14 protein-coding genes are annotated in these 15,771 nt (G+C 68.4%); 8 read left to right on the top strand and 6 right to left on the bottom strand.

What is annotated here, in order from left to right:
- Window positions 1-92: 92 nt before the first annotated feature.
- Both ACWEH3_RS27560 and ACWEH3_RS27555 read left to right on the top strand, forming a co-directional pair.
- A complete protein-coding gene (locus ACWEH3_RS27560; protein ID WP_450021417.1) occupies window positions 93-1,664 on the top strand; it encodes an LVIVD repeat-containing protein in 1,572 nt (523 codons plus the stop codon).
- A complete protein-coding gene (locus ACWEH3_RS27555; protein ID WP_450021415.1) occupies window positions 1,661-2,290 on the top strand; it encodes a DUF305 domain-containing protein in 630 nt (209 codons plus the stop codon). Before ACWEH3_RS27560 ends, ACWEH3_RS27555 begins: the two co-directional genes overlap by 4 nt.
- Before the next feature lie 219 nt (window positions 2,291-2,509).
- Here ACWEH3_RS27555 and ACWEH3_RS27550 read toward each other — a convergent pair whose 3' ends face one another.
- Window positions 2,510-2,986, bottom strand: a complete 477-nt coding sequence (locus tag ACWEH3_RS27550) for an SRPBCC family protein (RefSeq protein WP_450021413.1) — start codon at window positions 2,984-2,986, stop codon at window positions 2,510-2,512.
- A 163-nt stretch (window positions 2,987-3,149) separates the two neighbouring features.
- Between ACWEH3_RS27550 and fabG the strand changes: the two genes are divergently transcribed.
- Genes fabG through ACWEH3_RS27530 form a run of 4 tightly spaced genes read left to right on the top strand, consistent with a single transcriptional unit; the run spans window position 3,150 to window position 6,906 of the window.
- Complete coding sequence (fabG, locus tag ACWEH3_RS27545) at window positions 3,150-3,902, top strand: 3-oxoacyl-ACP reductase FabG (protein ID WP_450021411.1); 753 nt, start codon at window positions 3,150-3,152, stop codon at window positions 3,900-3,902.
- A 55-nt stretch (window positions 3,903-3,957) separates the two neighbouring features.
- Window positions 3,958-4,824, top strand: coding sequence for a carbohydrate ABC transporter permease (locus ACWEH3_RS27540; protein WP_450021409.1), 867 nt, complete (start codon window positions 3,958-3,960; stop codon window positions 4,822-4,824).
- Window positions 4,814-5,635 carry a carbohydrate ABC transporter permease gene (locus ACWEH3_RS27535; RefSeq protein WP_450021407.1) on the top strand — a complete coding sequence of 274 codons (822 nt, stop codon included), beginning with the start codon at window positions 4,814-4,816 and terminating at the stop codon, window positions 5,633-5,635. The genes ACWEH3_RS27540 and ACWEH3_RS27535 overlap by 11 nt, the downstream gene beginning before the upstream one ends.
- The gene (locus tag ACWEH3_RS27530) at window positions 5,632-6,906 is read left to right on the top strand and encodes an ABC transporter substrate-binding protein (RefSeq protein WP_450021405.1); all 1,275 of its coding nucleotides are present in this window, start codon (window positions 5,632-5,634) and stop codon (window positions 6,904-6,906) included. The genes ACWEH3_RS27535 and ACWEH3_RS27530 overlap by 4 nt, the downstream gene beginning before the upstream one ends.
- A 27-nt stretch (window positions 6,907-6,933) precedes the next feature.
- Here the strand turns inward: ACWEH3_RS27530 and ACWEH3_RS27525 are convergent, their stop codons facing one another.
- The 4 genes from ACWEH3_RS27525 to ACWEH3_RS27510 all read right to left on the bottom strand — a co-directional run bounded on the left by ACWEH3_RS27525 (window position 6,934) and on the right by ACWEH3_RS27510 (window position 11,868).
- Entirely contained in the window at window positions 6,934-8,217 is a 1,284-nt protein-coding gene (locus tag ACWEH3_RS27525; protein WP_450021403.1) for a YhgE/Pip domain-containing protein, read from the bottom strand.
- Between the two features lie 161 nt (window positions 8,218-8,378).
- Window positions 8,379-9,503, bottom strand: coding sequence for an amidohydrolase family protein (locus ACWEH3_RS27520; protein WP_450021401.1), 1,125 nt, complete (start codon window positions 9,501-9,503; stop codon window positions 8,379-8,381).
- Window positions 9,504-9,782: 279 nt separating this feature from the next.
- The gene (locus ACWEH3_RS27515) at window positions 9,783-11,627 is read right to left on the bottom strand and encodes a hypothetical protein (protein ID WP_450021399.1); all 1,845 of its coding nucleotides are present in this window, start codon (window positions 11,625-11,627) and stop codon (window positions 9,783-9,785) included.
- 40 nt (window positions 11,628-11,667) lie between these two features.
- On the bottom strand, window positions 11,668-11,868 hold the full coding sequence (locus ACWEH3_RS27510) for a hypothetical protein (RefSeq protein ID WP_450021397.1): 201 nt from the start codon (window positions 11,866-11,868) through the stop codon (window positions 11,668-11,670).
- Window positions 11,869-12,352: 484 nt separating this feature from the next.
- Between ACWEH3_RS27510 and ACWEH3_RS27505 the strand changes: the two genes are divergently transcribed.
- Together ACWEH3_RS27505 and sigJ are read left to right on the top strand one after the other, a co-directional pair.
- On the top strand, window positions 12,353-13,546 hold the full coding sequence (locus ACWEH3_RS27505; RefSeq protein WP_450021395.1) for an NAD(P)/FAD-dependent oxidoreductase: 1,194 nt from the start codon (window positions 12,353-12,355) through the stop codon (window positions 13,544-13,546).
- On the top strand, window positions 13,543-14,463 hold the full coding sequence (sigJ, locus tag ACWEH3_RS27500; protein ID WP_450021393.1) for an RNA polymerase sigma factor SigJ: 921 nt from the start codon (window positions 13,543-13,545) through the stop codon (window positions 14,461-14,463). Before ACWEH3_RS27505 ends, sigJ begins: the two co-directional genes overlap by 4 nt.
- A 56-nt stretch (window positions 14,464-14,519) precedes the next feature.
- Here the strand turns inward: sigJ and ACWEH3_RS27495 are convergent, their stop codons facing one another.
- On the bottom strand, window positions 14,520-15,719 hold the full coding sequence (locus ACWEH3_RS27495; protein ID WP_450021391.1) for an MCE family protein: 1,200 nt from the start codon (window positions 15,717-15,719) through the stop codon (window positions 14,520-14,522).
- Window positions 15,720-15,771 lie beyond the last annotated feature (52 nt).

The following is a 15,771-nucleotide window of genomic DNA, read 5'->3' as shown; positions in this document are numbered from 1 at the left end:
TCGGGATCGACCAACAGCCGTCCGAGACCGCATCCGGACTTGTAACCGAGCACACGGGAAAGGCGCCCTCGCCGCCGAGGGCCGGTACGTCCATGACTTCGTCCATCACCAGCTGGGGCCGGCGCTTCTTCGTGACCGTCGGCGCCGCAGCGGTTCTCCTGCCCATCGGCATCGTCGCCGCCCAAACGGATTCCGATCCCTCCGGGCAGGTTCGCGAGGTCGGCGCCATAGCCGCGACCGCGGCCGCACGCGCCGTCTGCAATCCAGGTTCGGCCCCCGAAACAGGTTTGCAAGGGGATGTTCCCGCCGCCGACCGTGACGGCGGCCGCAGCGGCCAGGGCTACAGCTGCAACGTCATCCGGCTCGGCGCCTATGGCGGCCGCGGCGGCGGCATCAACTCGGTGACCTTCGACCACTGCGCCTACATCGGCACGTTCTTCCCGGGCGACCTGCTCGGGCCCGAAGAGGGCGTCCAGGTGGTGGATGTCGCCGATCCCGCGAACCCCGTCCGCACCGCCACGCTCACCGAACCGGCCATGCTGGCAGGCACCTGGGAGAGCCTGAAGGTCAACGAGACGAGAAAACTGCTCGTCGGCACCGGGGTGCCCGCTTTGACCGGTGTGGGCCTGCTGTCGGTCTATGACCTCACCGATTGCGCGCATCCGCGCCTGCTCAACCCCGGCCCGGGAACCGACCTGGCGATGCCGTTGCCGATCACGGCCCATGAGGGCGGGTTCTCCCCCGACGGCAACACCTACTGGAGTTCCGGCGTCGCACCCGGCCTGGTCAGCGCCGTCGACCTCACCGACCCCGCCGCTCCCCACGTGGTGTGGCAGGGCCTGCCCGGTCTGTCCATGCACGGATTCGGGTTCAGCCCCGACGGCAACCTCATGTACCTGGCGAACAACATGGGCGGGCTGATGATTCTGGACGTCGGCGCGGTGCAGCGCCGCGATCCCGGCCCGCAGGTGCGCGAATTGTCGCACCTCACCTGGACCGACGGCTGGGCCAGCCAGCACAACATCCCCGTGACCTATGGCGGCAGGCCGTACGTGTTCGCCACCAACGAGGCCGGATCCGGCGGCGTCAAGATCATCGATGTCGCCGAGCCCACCCGGCCGCGCATCGTCGAGACCATCAAACTCGAGATCAACCTGCCGGAGAATCAGGACACCGCAATGGCTTCCGCCGCGGGCGGGTCGCTGTTCGCCTACGACACGCATTACTGCGCCGCGGACCGGGCGGCCGATCCCACGGCGCTGGCGTGCAGCTGGACCTCCTCGGGCATCCGTGTGTTCGATGTCCGGGATCCGTCGGCCGTCCGGGAGATCGCCTACTACAACCCGCCCGCGCGCACCGGCCGGAACACCGAGCTCTGGAATTCACCGCACGCGCTCGCGTCGATCATCGGCCCGCCGGTGCTGGCCGGTCCGGCGGTGGTGCAGGCGGTGCTGCAAGGCCAGTTCGATCTCACACAGGCGACGAGCGAACGAAGCGGCATGCTCGCCTTCGGTGATCTCTCCACGGACTGGTGCTTCTCGCCGCCGGAATGGCGGGGCAACCAACTCTGGACCACGTGCGCCGACAACGGCTTCTTGGCGCTGGAAGTGGACCAGAACGTGTACACGCCACCCGCCGACCAGCATTCGGCCACGGGATCATGATCCGCCGCCGATGGCTCGGGGCGGCCACGCTCGCCGCCTTCGCGGTGCTGCTGCTGGTGGCGGGCGCGGCGCTGCGGCCGTTGGTGGTCGGCGCGGACAGCACCGCCGCACCGCTGCTGGACAGCACCGAAACCGGTTTCGTCCAGGACATGATCGCTCACCACAATCAGGCGCTGCTCCTGGTCCAGCGACTCGACGGCGGCGCCGACCCGGCGGTGCGGGCGCTGGCACAGCAGATCGCCGACACCCAGCGCACCGAGATCGGCATGATGCTCGGCTGGCTGCGCATGGCTCGGCTCGCGGTGACCAATCCGCACCCGATGGCGTGGATGCACGCGGACGCCGACCACGAGCACCACGCCACCGCCGCGCACGCGACGATGCCCGGCATGGCGAGCCAGGACGAACTCGACGCGCTCGCCGCCGCGCGCGGCGCCGAGGCGGCGACCGGTTTCCTGCGCCTGATGCAGCGCCACCACTACGGCGGCATCCAGATGGCGCAGGCGGCGGATCGCCGGCTGAACGGCGGCATGGTCGAACAGATCGCCCGCGACATGATCAGCACCCAGGGACAGGAAGTCGGCCTCATCGGCTTGCTGCTTTCCCGGGGGCAGGCACCACGCTGAGGTGCGCCCGGCGACTACCGCGATAGCGGCCAGTGGCGCCGGGCCACCGGTCCGGCCGTGTCGCAGCCCTGAACCACCACATCTGCGTGCTCCCACCAGCGTTGAGGCACCACACAGAGACTCGATGCAGCTCCGGCCCGACTGAGCCCGGCCGCATCGCGATCGTCCGGCGTGGGTGTTCCGAGGCCACGATATTCGGCGACCGGACGACGACGCCGACTACTGCTGCGACGAAACCGCTTGCCGCTCGGCCAGTTCGGCGAGCCGGTCGAGGGAGGCCGACAGCTTGTCCGCGGTGGTCGCGCGCGCCCGGACCTGGCGCTTCTCGTCGGTGAGCGACGTCCAGTCGTAGGTGTGGGTGACCCGGGTGCGGCCCTCGCCCACCGGCTCCAGTTCCCAGCGCCAGAGGTGGCCGGGCGGCTGCTTGCCCGGCTCCGACGGATGCCACGCGATGCGGCTGCCCTCGGTGAACTCCACCACGTGGTTGTCGCGCACAGCCCCGTTGGTCAGGGTGGTGCTGAACACCGCTCCGGCTTCCCGCACCCGCTGCCCCGCCGCGGCCTCGGCCAAGTTGTCGTTGCCGTCCCAGCGCGGCTGCTCGGCGGGATCGGCGATGAGCTCGAAGATCTCCGCGGGATTCGCGTTGATCTCACGGCTGGCGCGGACGATACGGGGAACCTCGTTCTGCTCGGTCACGTGCCGATCGAAGCATCCGGGTCGAGAGCCGGGCAAGCCTTCCGCTCGAGGCCGGTGTTAATTCCCCGGCGCCGATCCGGCGACCGATCCGCCTCCCGGCCACGGCGGACCGGTGCGGTAAGACTGATCCGATCCGACATCCGATCGACGAAGGGACGCGCTCATGGGCGAGCGAGTTGCAGTAGTGTCCGGCGCCGCACGAGGGATCGGCGCGGCGATCGCCAAGCGCTTGGCGGCGGACGGGCTTCGGGTCGGCGTGCTCGACCTCGACGCGGCCGCCTGCGCCGACACGGTCGGCGCGATCACCGAGGCGGGCGGCCGAGCCGTCGCACTCGGCGCCGACGTGTCGAACGAGGAGTCGGTCGCCGCCGCCGTCGCGCAACTGGAGAACGAACTGGGCGCGCCGACGGTCGTGGTGAACAACGCCGGCATCCTGCGCGACAACCTCCTGTTCAAGATGAGCGTCGACGACTGGGACGCGGTGCTGAACGTGCACCTGCGCGGCGCCTTCCTGCTCACCCGCGCGGTGCAGAAGCACATGGTCGAGCAGAAGTGGGGACGGGTCGTCAACATGTCCAGCACTTCGGCGCTCGGCAATCGCGGCCAGGCGAACTATTCGGCGGCGAAGGCCGGTTTGCAGGGCTTCACCAAGACCCTCGCTTTCGAGCTGGGCAAGTTCGGCGTCACGGCCAACGCCATCGCTCCCGGGTTCATCGTCACCGACATGACCGCCGCCACCGCCGCGCGCGTCGGCGTTTCCTTCGAGGACTTCCAGAAGGCCGCCGCCACACAGATCCCCGTGCAGCGCGTCGGCACACCCGAGGACATCGCGCACACCGCCTCGTTCCTGGTGAGCGAGGGCGCGGGTTTCGTTTCCGGCCAGGTGATCTACGTGGCGGGCGGCCCGACCAACTGACGACCCGCCCCCGCCCGCCGTGCCGGGGCGGGCGGGGGCGGTAACGTCGCAGCACATGAATCGGCATGGGGCTCGTCGCGGCATGACGAGCTATATTCTCTTGCTGCCGAGCCTGCTCGGTGTCGGCGCGTTCCTGGTGCTGCCGATTGTGGTGGTGGCCTGGCTCAGTCTGCACAGCTGGAACCTGTTGGGACCGATGGAGTTCGTCGGACTGCGCAACTGGCGGTCGGTGCTGGGAGACGCCGCGTTCGGCCACGCCATGCTGGTGACGCTGGCGTTGACCGCGATCGTGGTGCCCGCGCAGACGGCGCTGGGTTTCGCGGTCGCGGCGATGCTGGCCCGGCGGCGCGGCGCGACGAGTCTCCGGGTCATGTACGCGCTGCCGTGGATGTGCGCACCGGTGGCGGTGGGTGTGGTGTGGCAGTGGATGTTCGCTCCCACCGGTGGCGCCGTCAACGCCGCGCTCGGCCGGCGGGTGGAATGGCTCTCGGATCCGGCGCTGGCGCTGCCGTCGGTGGCCGCGGTGAGCGTGTGGGCGAACTTCGGTTACGTGGCGCTGTTCTTCGTGGCCGGAATCCGCGCGATCCCGGGCGAGATCCTCGACGCCGGTGCGCTGGACGGGGCCACCGGTTGGCGCCGGATCCGCTGGCTGATCCTCCCGCTGCTGCGGCCCACCATGTTCTTCGTACTGGTCACCGGCGTACTGACCGCGTTCCAGACCTTCGACACCGTATACGCGTTGACCAAAGGCGGACCGGGCGACCGCACCGATGTGCTCGCGATGCGGATCTTCACCGAGGCATTCGACGCCGCACGGCCCGGCCGCGCCGCCGTCATGGCGCTCGTGGTGTTCGCGGTCATGTTCGCGATCACCGTTGCGCAGCACCGCTACTTCCGGGATCGGACGACCTATGAGTTCTGATCGCCTACGTTCGGCGTCCGCCTACGCGGTCCTCTCGGCCGGAGCGTTGCTGACCGTGGCGCCCCTGCTGCTCAGCGCGCTCACCGCCGTCAAGACACCCGGCCAGTTCGCGACCGGATCGCCGCTGGCCCTGCCGCGTCCGGTCACCGCCGACAACTTCCGGACCGTACTGGACTACGGGTTCGGGCGTGCGGTGCTGGTGACCGCGTTGATGACGGTGTTCATCACCGGCGGCCAATTGGTCACTTCGGTGCTGGCGGCATACGCGTTCGCCCGCACCGATTTCCCAGGCCGCGACGCGCTCTTCTGGGTGTATCTGGGCACCATGATGGTGCCGCCGATGGTGACTCTCATCCCGCTGTACCTGATGTTCGCGCGCCTGGACCTGCTGAACACCTTCTGGGCGCTGGTGCTGCCGTTCGTGTTCGGATCGCCCTACGCGGTCTTCCTGCTGCGTCAGTACTTTCGGGCGATTCCGCAGGAACTGATCGGCGCGGCGCGGCTCGACGGCGCGAACACCCTCGACATCATCGTGCACGTCATGGTGCCGATGAGCAGGCCGGTGCTGGCTACCTTGACGCTCATCACGATCGTCTCGCAGTGGAACAACTTCATGTGGCCGCTGGTCGCGAGCAGCGGCCGCTCGTGGCAGGTGCTGACGGTGGCGACGGCGAATCTGCAGACCCGCTACAACGCGCAGTGGACCCTGGTGATGGCGGCCACGACGCTGGCCATCGCGCCGCTGGTGGCGCTGTTCGTGATCTGCCAGCGGCAGGTGCTGCGCTCGATCGCGTGGACGGGGGTGAAATGAGGACATCGACCCGCGTGGTGCTCGCCCTCGCACTCGCCGCGGCACTGCTGGTCGCGGCGGCACTGTGGCTCGGCCGTGACGGCGACGGGTCCGGCCGCACCGTGGTGGGGTTGCGGATCTGGGACGAGAGTCTCGTACCCGCCTACCAGGCCTCGCTCGCGGAGTTCGAGCGGGCGAATCCGGACCTCGCAGTGCGGATCACGGTGGTGCCGTGGTCGTCGTATCGGCAGAAACTCCGCTTGGACGTGGCCGGTGGCACCGCCGACGATCTGTTCTGGACCAATCTGTACGAGGACTACGCCGATGCCGGGCGGTTGCTCGACATCGGGGCGACGCTCGGTCCCGAGGCCGCGAGCGCCTGGGACCCCTCGGCGGTCGCACAGTACACGCGCGACGAGAAGCTCTGGGCTGTACCGCAATTCGTCGATGCCGGAACGGCGGTGTACTACAACCGCGACCTGCTCGCGGCCGCGCACATCGATCCCGCGGAGCTGACCGCGATGCGGTGGAGTCCCGGCGGGGACGACACCCTGCGCCCACTGCTGCGCAGACTGGCGGCGGTCGCGCCGTGGGCGTACAACGCGGGTCACGACTTCCAGTCCATCGAACTGCCCTATCTGGGCTCGAACGGAGCGCGCTTCCAAGACGACCACGACAATTTCGTCTTCGACAGCCCGCAGGGCGTGGCGGCGTTCGACTATCTGGTGCGATTGATCGCCGACGGACTCGCGCCATCGCCCGCGGACACCAACACCAATCCCGACTTCGCGAAGAACGCTTTTCTACAGGGCAAATTGGCGCTGCTGCAGTCCGGGACATTCAATCTCGCGCAAATCTCCGAACAGGCCCGCTTCGAGTGGGGCGTCGCGCTGCTGCCCGCGGGACCGGCGGGGCGGGTGAGCACGAACAACGCGATCGGCGTCGCGGGTAACGCGGCCACCCGGCATCCCGACGCGGTGCGCCGGGTGCTGGCCTGGCTCGGCAGCGGCGCGGGCAACCGCTACCTGGCCGAGGGCGGCGCCACCATCCCGGCAGTCGTGTCCGAACAGCAGCGCTATCGCGATTACTGGGCCGGGAGGGGCGTGGACGTCTCCCCCTTCTTCGACGTACTCCGCGGCCCACGCATCTCCTCTGGTGGCGGACCGGGTTTCTCGGCCGCGCTCCGCGCCGTCGACCCGATTTTCGCCGAAATGTATCTCGGCCGGATTCCGGCGCCGGAAGCGTTGTCCCGCGCCCAGGCCGCGGCCGAGGCCGCCGTCGCGGAGAACTGAGCGAGCGCCGGAGACGATCCGGCCGCCCTAGGGTGCGGTGCCGCGATTCGCGGTGCGCGTCAATCCTTTCCGGTCGTAGAACGCCGTCACCGCCGCACCGGAGCACAAGCCGATGACCAGGCCGAGCAACGCCATCCAGACACCGCGTTCCAGGCCCGCCGCGGCTCTGGCCTCGAAGTACAGGATCGCGCGGACGCCGAGGAAGACCTGATGCATCGGCTCGAATGTGGACAGCCAGGCGAAGTACGTAGGCGTCGCCTCGATGGGCACGGTTCCGCCTGCCGAGGGCAACCCCAGCACGATGAACAGGATCAGGTTGACGAGCATGCCCGCGGCGCCGAAGGCGGCGAGTATCGACAGCGCGGTGACGCCCACGGCGAGGATGGCGAACGCGGAATAGAGGAACAGCAGCAAGGCTTTGTCGATGGGCATGTCCAAGGCCGTCCCGACCCCGAGGAACACACCGGACACGATCGGCGCGGCGACGGCGAGCACGCCCCATTTCAGCAGCAATGTGCGCAGCCGGGAGATCGGAGTGGGCGGATAGTGCACATACCACGGCCCGTACTCGGTCGGCGTGAATCCGAGCGAAGCGTCCACCATGGTGTGGATGATCATGGCGCCGGTGAATCCGGCCAGCAGGATCAGCAGCGTGTAGAAGAAGGCCGACAACCCGCCGCCGGTGCCTTCGGGCAGTGGCCGATACGGCGCGATCACCACGTCGATCGGCTCGGCCAGCAGCAACTGGCTGGCTCCGGCCAACTGCGGCGCGGGTCCGCCGGAGGACCGCAGTTGTTCGTCCACCGCGGCGGTGAGCTGCTGTCCGACCGTGGTGTTGACCGCGCCCAGTGCCTGTTCGGCGATACGCAGCGTGATCTGCGTGGCGTAGGTGCCGGTGCGCGGATTGGTCTGCACGGTGATCACCGGCCGGTCGACCTTTCCGGATACCACACCGGAGGCGCCGAGGATCGCGAGCCGCTTGGTGAAATCACTCGGGATGACGATCGCGCCGTAGATCTTGCCGTCGCGCATCAGCAACTGCGCTTCGGTGATGCCGATGACGCGCAGGTCGACCTTGTCGGCCGGGATGTTCGCGGTGAGCGCTGCGGTGATCTGGTTGCCCACGTTGGCCGGTTTCCCGGCGAGTGTGTCGCCCGCGTCCTGGTTCACGACGGCGAGCGGCAGGTCGTGCAGATTCTTCTCGGGGTCGACGACGTACCCGAGATACATCACCGATAGCAACGCCATGAGCAGCGTGACGACGACAAGGGGTCGGATCCAGGTACGGATCCGCGTGGGTTTCGCTGCCATGGAACCGGCTCCTCTCGCGGCGGGACAAAAGACTGCTCGGCGGCGCGGACGTATTCGGCGAACTGCTGGTTATCTTCACCCGTGCGCGCGGACATCCCGAAATCGTGGTCCGGAGTTTCGCCGGGAAACCCTGCGCGCCGTCGATCGCGAGTGGCCGGCGCTCACGCGTCGATCGCCGCGGCCAAGCGGGGCAGCTGCCGCAGCGGATTGATCCGCTCGACCTCCATCCGCTGATCCGCGTCGAAGATGTCGCTGAGCCCGGGGGCCGGATCGTGCGTGCCGGTCTGCGGCAGGGTGAGCGCGCTGAAGGGCCAGTCGGAACCGAAGACGACGTGCTCGCGCTTCCCGACGGCGAGCACACTCGCCATCGCCGCGGCCGATCCGCTGAGCGCGGTGTCGTAGTAGAAGTTCGCGATCTGGCGTTGCGTGTCGAGTACCGACGGCCTGGGCAGATCATCGGGCCACAGTTCGCCGAGCACCGTTTGCGACGCGACGCTGACGCGGTGGGACAGGAACGGAAGTGTCCCACCCGCGTGCGCGAGCTGGAAACGGATGTTCGGGTAGCGCTGCGTCGTGCCGGTGGCCATCATGAAGGTCGCGGCGCGAGTGGTGTCGAAGGTGAATTCTTCGAGGAAGTCCGGCAGCGGCAGCTTCGGTTTGGCCTCGGCGGGGATGGCGGCCGGATGCACGAAGACATAGGCGCTGCGTTGGTTCAGCGCGATCAGCAATGGCTCGAAACGCGGATCACCGAGGTAGACGCCGGCGTAGGCGGACAGCAGCACCACACCGTCGAGGTGCAGTTCGTCCAGCGCGTACACGGCTTCCGCGACGGAGGCGGCGACGTCGGGCATCGGCAGCACCGCGAAGGCGCCGAATCGCTTCGGATGCGTTTGCAGCAGCTTCGCGGCATACGTGTTGCAGTAGCGGGCCAGGTCGTTCGCCTCCTTGCCACGCAGGAACGACACGCCGGGGTCGGACACCGACAGCGCCTGCGCCTGGATGCCGTAGTAGTCCATGAACGCCAGCGCCTGTTCCGGGGACCAATCCGGCGTCGGGTATCCGCCGATGGTGAGGTGACCGTGGTCGAGCAGGGCCGCGCGGTAGTCCGGCGGCAGAAAGTGCGCGTGCAGGTCGATTCGGTAGGTACCCGACGGCGCAGGTTGCCCGGTACGAGCCGGGGTCGCTCGAGCGTTAGCCGCCGTAGCGGCGATGCCGAGCGTTCCGGCGACAACGCCGCCCAAGGCGCGGCGCCTGCTCGTCTTTCTGCGGAATCGGGAATCGGTCATAGCAGTCCTCACTCGTCCAGACGGGGAAACGGACCGGTCCGCCGATGCCTTACGCACCGCCGGACGGTATGCGATGAAATCATCAGATACGACGAAAGCATCGTCAAGAGTAAATGAGGAAATGCTCAGGACCGTGGAGAGATTCAACTGTCGAGGCGTACACCCGCAGAGACGAACCGCTTGGAAGACGGCCGAGTCATCGCCGTTGGCGGAGATGATCGGCTACTGAGCCGCTGAAGTGGATCGAAAGGCGGAGGTGTCCGCGATCCGGTCAGAGAATCAGTTGTCGTACGACGCGACGCCGACCGGCCCGACGCCGAGGCACAGGTCGAGGCCCGGCGTCTCGGCGGAGATTCGCAGCGCCGAGCCGCTGCCGACCAGGCGGACGAACACGGTGTTCAGTCCCTTCTGGACCGGCGCAGACACCGCTTCACCGTGTTCCAGCGCGACGCTGATCCGGCCATCACGACTGGCCACGTAATTGAGTTGCGCGGTCCACTTGTTCGCGAGCATGGGGCCGTCGAGACGCGCGAACACCGGCCGAGTTCCGTCGACGCGGTAGCCACAGCCGGGCTCCGGTCCGGGGAGGACGGCCCGGTTCCACCAGACCGCCGCGTCGACGATCGCACCGTCGTCGGTGATCATCCGCAAGTGCGGTGTCGCGACCGCGAACGTGCCTGGGGCGGCAACGGACGCCAGCACGCTGCTGGTCAGATTCTGCGGATAGGCCATCGGATTCAACACGTTCCACGGCACCTCCTGCTCGAGCAGGGGCGCGCCGTCCCATGCGCGCAGCGCCGATTTCACGTTGGTGACATAAGTTTCGGACGGACCGACCCGCCACGATCGCACGAATGTCCAGGTGGACCAGAGACTGCTCGCGACGAATACCGCTGTCACCGCGACCGTCAGCTGCCGGACGGGAAGCCCGATGCGCCGCGGATTCCAGGACGGCCGGGGGCGAGCCCGCACCATGAGCGCGCCCGCGGCCGCCGCGATCACCGCCGAGTCGGCGAAGTAGCGCAGCGACTGCATCAACTCCCCCGCGGTGTTCGGTCCGCCACGAGCCAACGCGACGGCCAGCTGAGCGATCACGACGTAGACAGCGGCCGTCAGCCACACCGCCCCGATCCGCTGCCGGGCGCGCATCGACAGCGCCACCACCGCGCCCAGCGCCAGCCAGGCCGCTACCACCGCCCAGCCGGGGGGATCCGCCCACGGCGTCGACGGCAGCCACCGCTCCCACACCCACGGACCGCCGGACAGCGCGGGCACGATTCCCAGGGATGCCGCGCCGGGCAGCAGATCGCGCAACTCGTCCCAGTCGTCGGGCAGTCCCGGGCCTGCGACCACCGCGAGATAGGCGATGGTCCAGAAGCCCAGGACCGCGGACGATCCGATCCACAGCGCCGCGCCCCGCCGCGCCACCACACGAATCGGGGACTCGCCGCCGTCGACGTGGCGGACCAGCGCCGTCACGACGAACGCGACGAACGGCACGACCGCCGACTTCTCGAAGAACAGCAACGCCACCACGAGCACCGCGACGCCGGACAGCGCGTATAGGCGGCGACCGCTCCGGACCAGCGACACCGCGTCCCCGATCATCCAGGCGAGGGCGAATTGCAGCGGCAGTGCGTTGAGAGCGGCGGCCCACCAAGCGAACGCCGGGATCGTCAGGGGGCAGAACAGATAGAAGACCAGCGGAATCAGGAGCGGCCACCGGGGGCCCACGATGAGCAGCAGCATGCGCACCACGGCTACCGACGCACCCAGCTGCATGAGCAGCAGCACCGTCACCGGTCCCGCCCAGACCAGCGGCGCCACCGCGTTCACCGCCCAGGCCGTGACGAAGGCCAACGGCATGAAGTGCCCGTCGTGGTCGTACAGCAGCAGATCGGTGGACCACAGCCCGTAGCGGGCCGCCCGGCCGACCAGGATGAAATCGTCCCAATAGAAGAAGCCGCTGTCGGCCACCCACCAACGGACGGCCAGCTGCACCACGACCAGGCATCCGGCCACGACGACCACCGGTTGTGTCTTCGCGATCCTCCGGACGCGGCCCAGCGCCGACACCGGAGGAACGCGCGCCGACTCCGGCACGGCGAGCGCAGCAGTGTCCATGCCAACCCACCGTAGCGGCGGTCGTGCCGGGGATCGCGCCTCAACGGCTACGAAGCGTTCGCGTGCCCTCCCGCCAGTAGGGCCGATCGCCCGACGGCACGGTCTCCTCGACGTCCGGTTCCGCGTCGTCCCGCAAGGCCTCGATCAGCGCGGCGCTGCCCGCGATGCCGGTCCAGGGCAGGTCGGTCGCCACGAACCACGCCGGGTCCGCGGGCCAGATGAGATTCGGGCTGTTGATCATCCGCGACCAGCCCGGGAGCAGGTCCGCGACTCCCCACTGCCCTACCTGGTCGAGCGGGCCCCGACCAGCGGGATCGCGCGTTGTCGCCGCGGCGTCCGGTCGAGTTGGTTCTGGTCGCGAATCTCGGCACCACCTTGGTCGCGAATCTCACCACCGCTCGATTTGGCGTGCGTGAATCTCGACAGCACCCCAGCCGGGCGACCAGCGCCGAACCGCAGTGTCGAGGTCTGTTGTTCTGCATCCGTCATCGGACCGCCCTGCGGCGAGGCCGGGGCCGCCGGAAGCCGTCATCCTCCGAGTGAACATGTTCCAGATCGGCGACGCGATACCTGCGTTGAGAGGACCCGCGGGCCACCCTGGATTGCCGATTTTCGTGCACTCCACCTGTACACGAGCCGACGATCCCGGCGGGCCGGCGACAGGCTGCGAACGTGACGGCTGTCACATCGTGTCAGATCTGGACGATGTGGCGTGTCTGGAGGGCATGACTGATTTCAATGCCATCACCAAAGTGGTTGTGATCGGCGGCGGTTACGCCGGTGCCGTGGCGGCCAATCGACTGCGGCTGCGTCGCGATGTCGAGATCACACTGGTCAATCCGCGTCCGCGGTTCGTCGAGCGCATGCGGTTGCACCAGTTCGTGGCCGGTACCCACGAGGCTGCCATCGACTACGACACGCTGCTCGGCGCCGGGGTGCGGATGATCGTCGATCGTGCCATCCGCATCGATACCGCCGCCCGCCGGGTGGAACTGGGTTCGGGGCGCGCGCTCGACTACGACTACGTGGTCTACGCGGTCGGCAGCACCGCCGCGGTGCCGGCGTCGGTGCCCGGTGCCACCGAATTCGCCTACCCGATCGCCGAATTCGAACACGCCCAGCGGCTACGCGCGGCGCTGGCGGACGTGCCGGTCCAGGCGCCGATTGTCGTCGTCGGCGGCGGGCTCACCGGCATCGAGACCGCCGCCGAACTCGTGGAGCAGGGCCGTACCGTGACACTGGCGGGTGGCGGTAAGTTGGCGGCGAACTTCTCGAATCCGGCCCGGCGGTCGGTGGTGAAGTGGTTGTCCGAGAATGGAGTAGAGATGCGTGAGCACGCGCGGGTGGGCGAGGTGCGGCGCGACGGGGTCGTCCTGGCCGACGGCGAAGTGCTGCCCGGTGCGATCACGATCTGGACCGCCGGATTCGGGGTGCCCGAACTGGCGGCACGCAGTGGGCTGCGCACCGATGACCTGGGCCGGCTGCTGACCGACGAGACGTTGACCAGTATCGATGACGAACGCATCGTCGCCGCCGGGGACGCGGTCGCGCCCTCGGGCCGCCCGCTGCGGATGAGCTGCTATGCCGCCCAACCCTTGGGCGCGCAGGCCGCCGACAATGTACTGGCCCGCATCGCCGGGGACGAACCTGCTGTGCTGGACGTGGCCTTCACCGCCTGCACCGTCGGTTTGGGTAGCCGCGCCGGTGCGATGCAATTCAGCCGGCGTGACGACACACCCGTGCCGATGTACATCGGCGGGCGTGTGGCCGGGTGGATCAAGGAGCGGGTGGGTCTCGCGGGCCCGATCGGGACCATCCGCAAGGAAGCCCGCAAACCCGGCGCGATCCCGACCTTCCTGGGCCTGGGCAGGCGTAAGGATCTGAGCGCAGTCGAGCCGCAGGGAGTTCCGAAGCCATGACCTCCACCGACGAGCACACCGCGCGTTTCGTTCACCTGCGACCGCTGCTGTTCACCATCGTCTACGAAATCCTGGGCTCGGCAACCGAAGCCGACGACGTGCTGCAGGACAGCTATCTACGGTGGCGGCGGGTGGACCTGGCCACGGTCCGGGATACGAAATCTTATCTGGCCCAGCTCGTCACGCGGCAGGCACTGAATGCGTTGCGGGCCGGCGCCAGTCGTCGCGAGGAGTACGTCGGACCGTGGCTGCCCGAGCCGCTGCTGCTCACCGACGGTGACGCCTCGAGCGATGTGGTACTCACCGAATCGGTCTCGACGGGGATGCTGATCGTGCTGGAAACGCTCACCCCCACCGAGCGGGCGGTCTTCGTGCTGCGTGAGGTCTTCGGCTTCGACTACGACGAAATTGCCTCCGCAACAGGAAAGTCCGTCGACGCCGTGCATCAGACCGCCCGCCGCGCCCGCAACCATGTCCATTCCCGGCGCAAGCGCTACGGCCCCGTCGACACCGTCCGAACCGCCGCGGTCACCGAACGCTTCATCACGGCCGCGACCACCGGGGACATGGAAGGCCTGCTGTCGCTGCTCGCGCCGGACATCACCTGGACCACTGACAGCGGCGGCAAGGTGACCGCACTGCCGGAGCTGGTCATGGTCGGCGCCGAACGAGTGGGCGCGATTCTCATGGCGGTCTTCAGATACGCGCAGCGGCGACCGGAAGTACGCATCGAGACAGTGAACTGCAACAGTCAACCGGCACTCGCGTGCTATATCGGCGACAAACTGGAAGCCGTCCTCGTGTTCGACATCGCCGACGACCAGATCGTCAGCGGCTACGGCATCCGCAACCCCGACAAACTGGCCGCCCTCGAAATCCCGCGCGCCATCAGCCGCACTGAAACGCCCATGGCGTAATCCCGCCCCACCTGGCAAAGGCGAATTCGACTACGGCCGGAGGCGGCCGCCGCCGACTAGCGCGGCACTCCGGGCATACCGGCGAAGAGGATCTGGAAGATCCTGGGCGCGTTCGGTCTGACCGCCATGGAAGGAGTGAACGGCATGCCTTCGTTGGTATCCGTGACCACATAGTCGGCGTGGCTGTCGGGAACCCGGTCGAGGATCCCGGCACAGCGCGGCCCGCCGGTCGCGTTCACCTTCGGCAGGTCGTCGGGATACTCGTAGGGCTGGGCGCCGTACATGAAGCTCGCGTTGAAGATGGCCCCGGGTTTGATTCCACCGATGATGGCCTCGGCCGCGGGAAGAGCTTTCGCGATGCCGGTGACCACGCAGTACAGCACGGGTGAGTAGGTATCGAGCAGCGAGCTGGTGGGTCGCAGGGTTTCGAGCACAGCGGTGAGCCCTTGCTCGTTCTCCGTCAGCGCCGACCGGGCGGTGTCGGCCAAGCCGATGAGGTCGAGCAGCACGGCATCCAGGTCTTTCGCGCCCTGGGCGAGCGTCCCGCCGGTCGCGGTGACGTCGGCGGCCGCGCGCAGCAGGTCGGGAGCGGTGTCGGCGTAGAGCCCGGTGACCTGCGCGGTCGACGACAGATCCCGGCGCAGCGCGGGCAGGCTCGGGTTGATCTGCCGCAGATAGTCGTCCGTGCGAGCGAGCAGGTCACCCAGCCGGTCGCCACGCCCCTGTAGCGCCGTGCCCAAGGCGGCAAGAGTGGCGTCGAGTTCAGCTGGGTCGACCTTCGCCAGGACATCGCTCAGACGCTGGAACAGCGTGTTGTATTCGACGGTGACCGATTCCGCGCGGATCGTCGAGCCGGGGCGCAAGGGCGTCGGCGAAGGAGCGCTCGGCACCACGAAATTCACGTACTTGGCCCCGAACACGGTGGTCGAGCGGATGTCCACGGTCGCGTTGGCGGGCACCAGCCGCAGCAGTTCGGGATCCAGCGCGAGGCGCAGACGCGCCCGGTCGCCCCGGAACTCCACGGCGCTGACCTTGCCCAGTTCCACGCCGCGCATCCGCACCTTGGCATCGGTGTCGAGCACAAGGCCGGAGCGGGGCGTCTCGACGGTGACGGCCACCGTCGAGCGGAAACGTCCGGCATACATCGACGCGGCGACCGCGACCACCGCGACGACGAACAGGATCAGCGCCGCTCCGGCGACTTTCAACCGCAGTAACCGCCACGTCGTCAGCATGGCTCGGCTGCCGAAACTCATCCTCGAAACCACCGATCGCTTCTCGTCACGGGCTGTGCGCAGACGGCGGCAC

Source organism: Nocardia sp. NPDC004718 (assembly GCF_053601535.1).
Note: the sequence above shows the minus strand (reverse complement) of the source record. Positions and strands in the feature narration are given on the sequence as shown.

Coding starts and splice junctions, on each gene's coding strand:
- ACWEH3_RS27510 (WP_450021397.1), bottom strand. CDS start 11,868: ATGATCAACAGCCCGAATCTCATCTGGCCCGCGGACCCGGCGTGGTTC.
- ACWEH3_RS27520 (WP_450021401.1), bottom strand. CDS start 9,503: ATGACCGATTCCCGATTCCGCAGAAAGACGAGCAGGCGCCGCGCCTTG.
- ACWEH3_RS27495 (WP_450021391.1), bottom strand. CDS start 15,719: ATGAGTTTCGGCAGCCGAGCCATGCTGACGACGTGGCGGTTACTGCGG.
- ACWEH3_RS27555 (WP_450021415.1), top strand. CDS start 1,661: ATGATCCGCCGCCGATGGCTCGGGGCGGCCACGCTCGCCGCCTTCGCG.
- sigJ (WP_450021393.1), top strand. CDS start 13,543: ATGACCTCCACCGACGAGCACACCGCGCGTTTCGTTCACCTGCGACCG.
- ACWEH3_RS27540 (WP_450021409.1), top strand. CDS start 3,958: ATGAATCGGCATGGGGCTCGTCGCGGCATGACGAGCTATATTCTCTTG.
- fabG (WP_450021411.1), top strand. CDS start 3,150: ATGGGCGAGCGAGTTGCAGTAGTGTCCGGCGCCGCACGAGGGATCGGC.
- ACWEH3_RS27535 (WP_450021407.1), top strand. CDS start 4,814: ATGAGTTCTGATCGCCTACGTTCGGCGTCCGCCTACGCGGTCCTCTCG.
- ACWEH3_RS27525 (WP_450021403.1), bottom strand. CDS start 8,217: ATGGCAGCGAAACCCACGCGGATCCGTACCTGGATCCGACCCCTTGTC.
- ACWEH3_RS27560 (WP_450021417.1), top strand. CDS start 93: ATGACTTCGTCCATCACCAGCTGGGGCCGGCGCTTCTTCGTGACCGTC.
- ACWEH3_RS27505 (WP_450021395.1), top strand. CDS start 12,353: ATGACTGATTTCAATGCCATCACCAAAGTGGTTGTGATCGGCGGCGGT.
- ACWEH3_RS27530 (WP_450021405.1), top strand. CDS start 5,632: ATGAGGACATCGACCCGCGTGGTGCTCGCCCTCGCACTCGCCGCGGCA.
- ACWEH3_RS27515 (WP_450021399.1), bottom strand. CDS start 11,627: ATGGACACTGCTGCGCTCGCCGTGCCGGAGTCGGCGCGCGTTCCTCCG.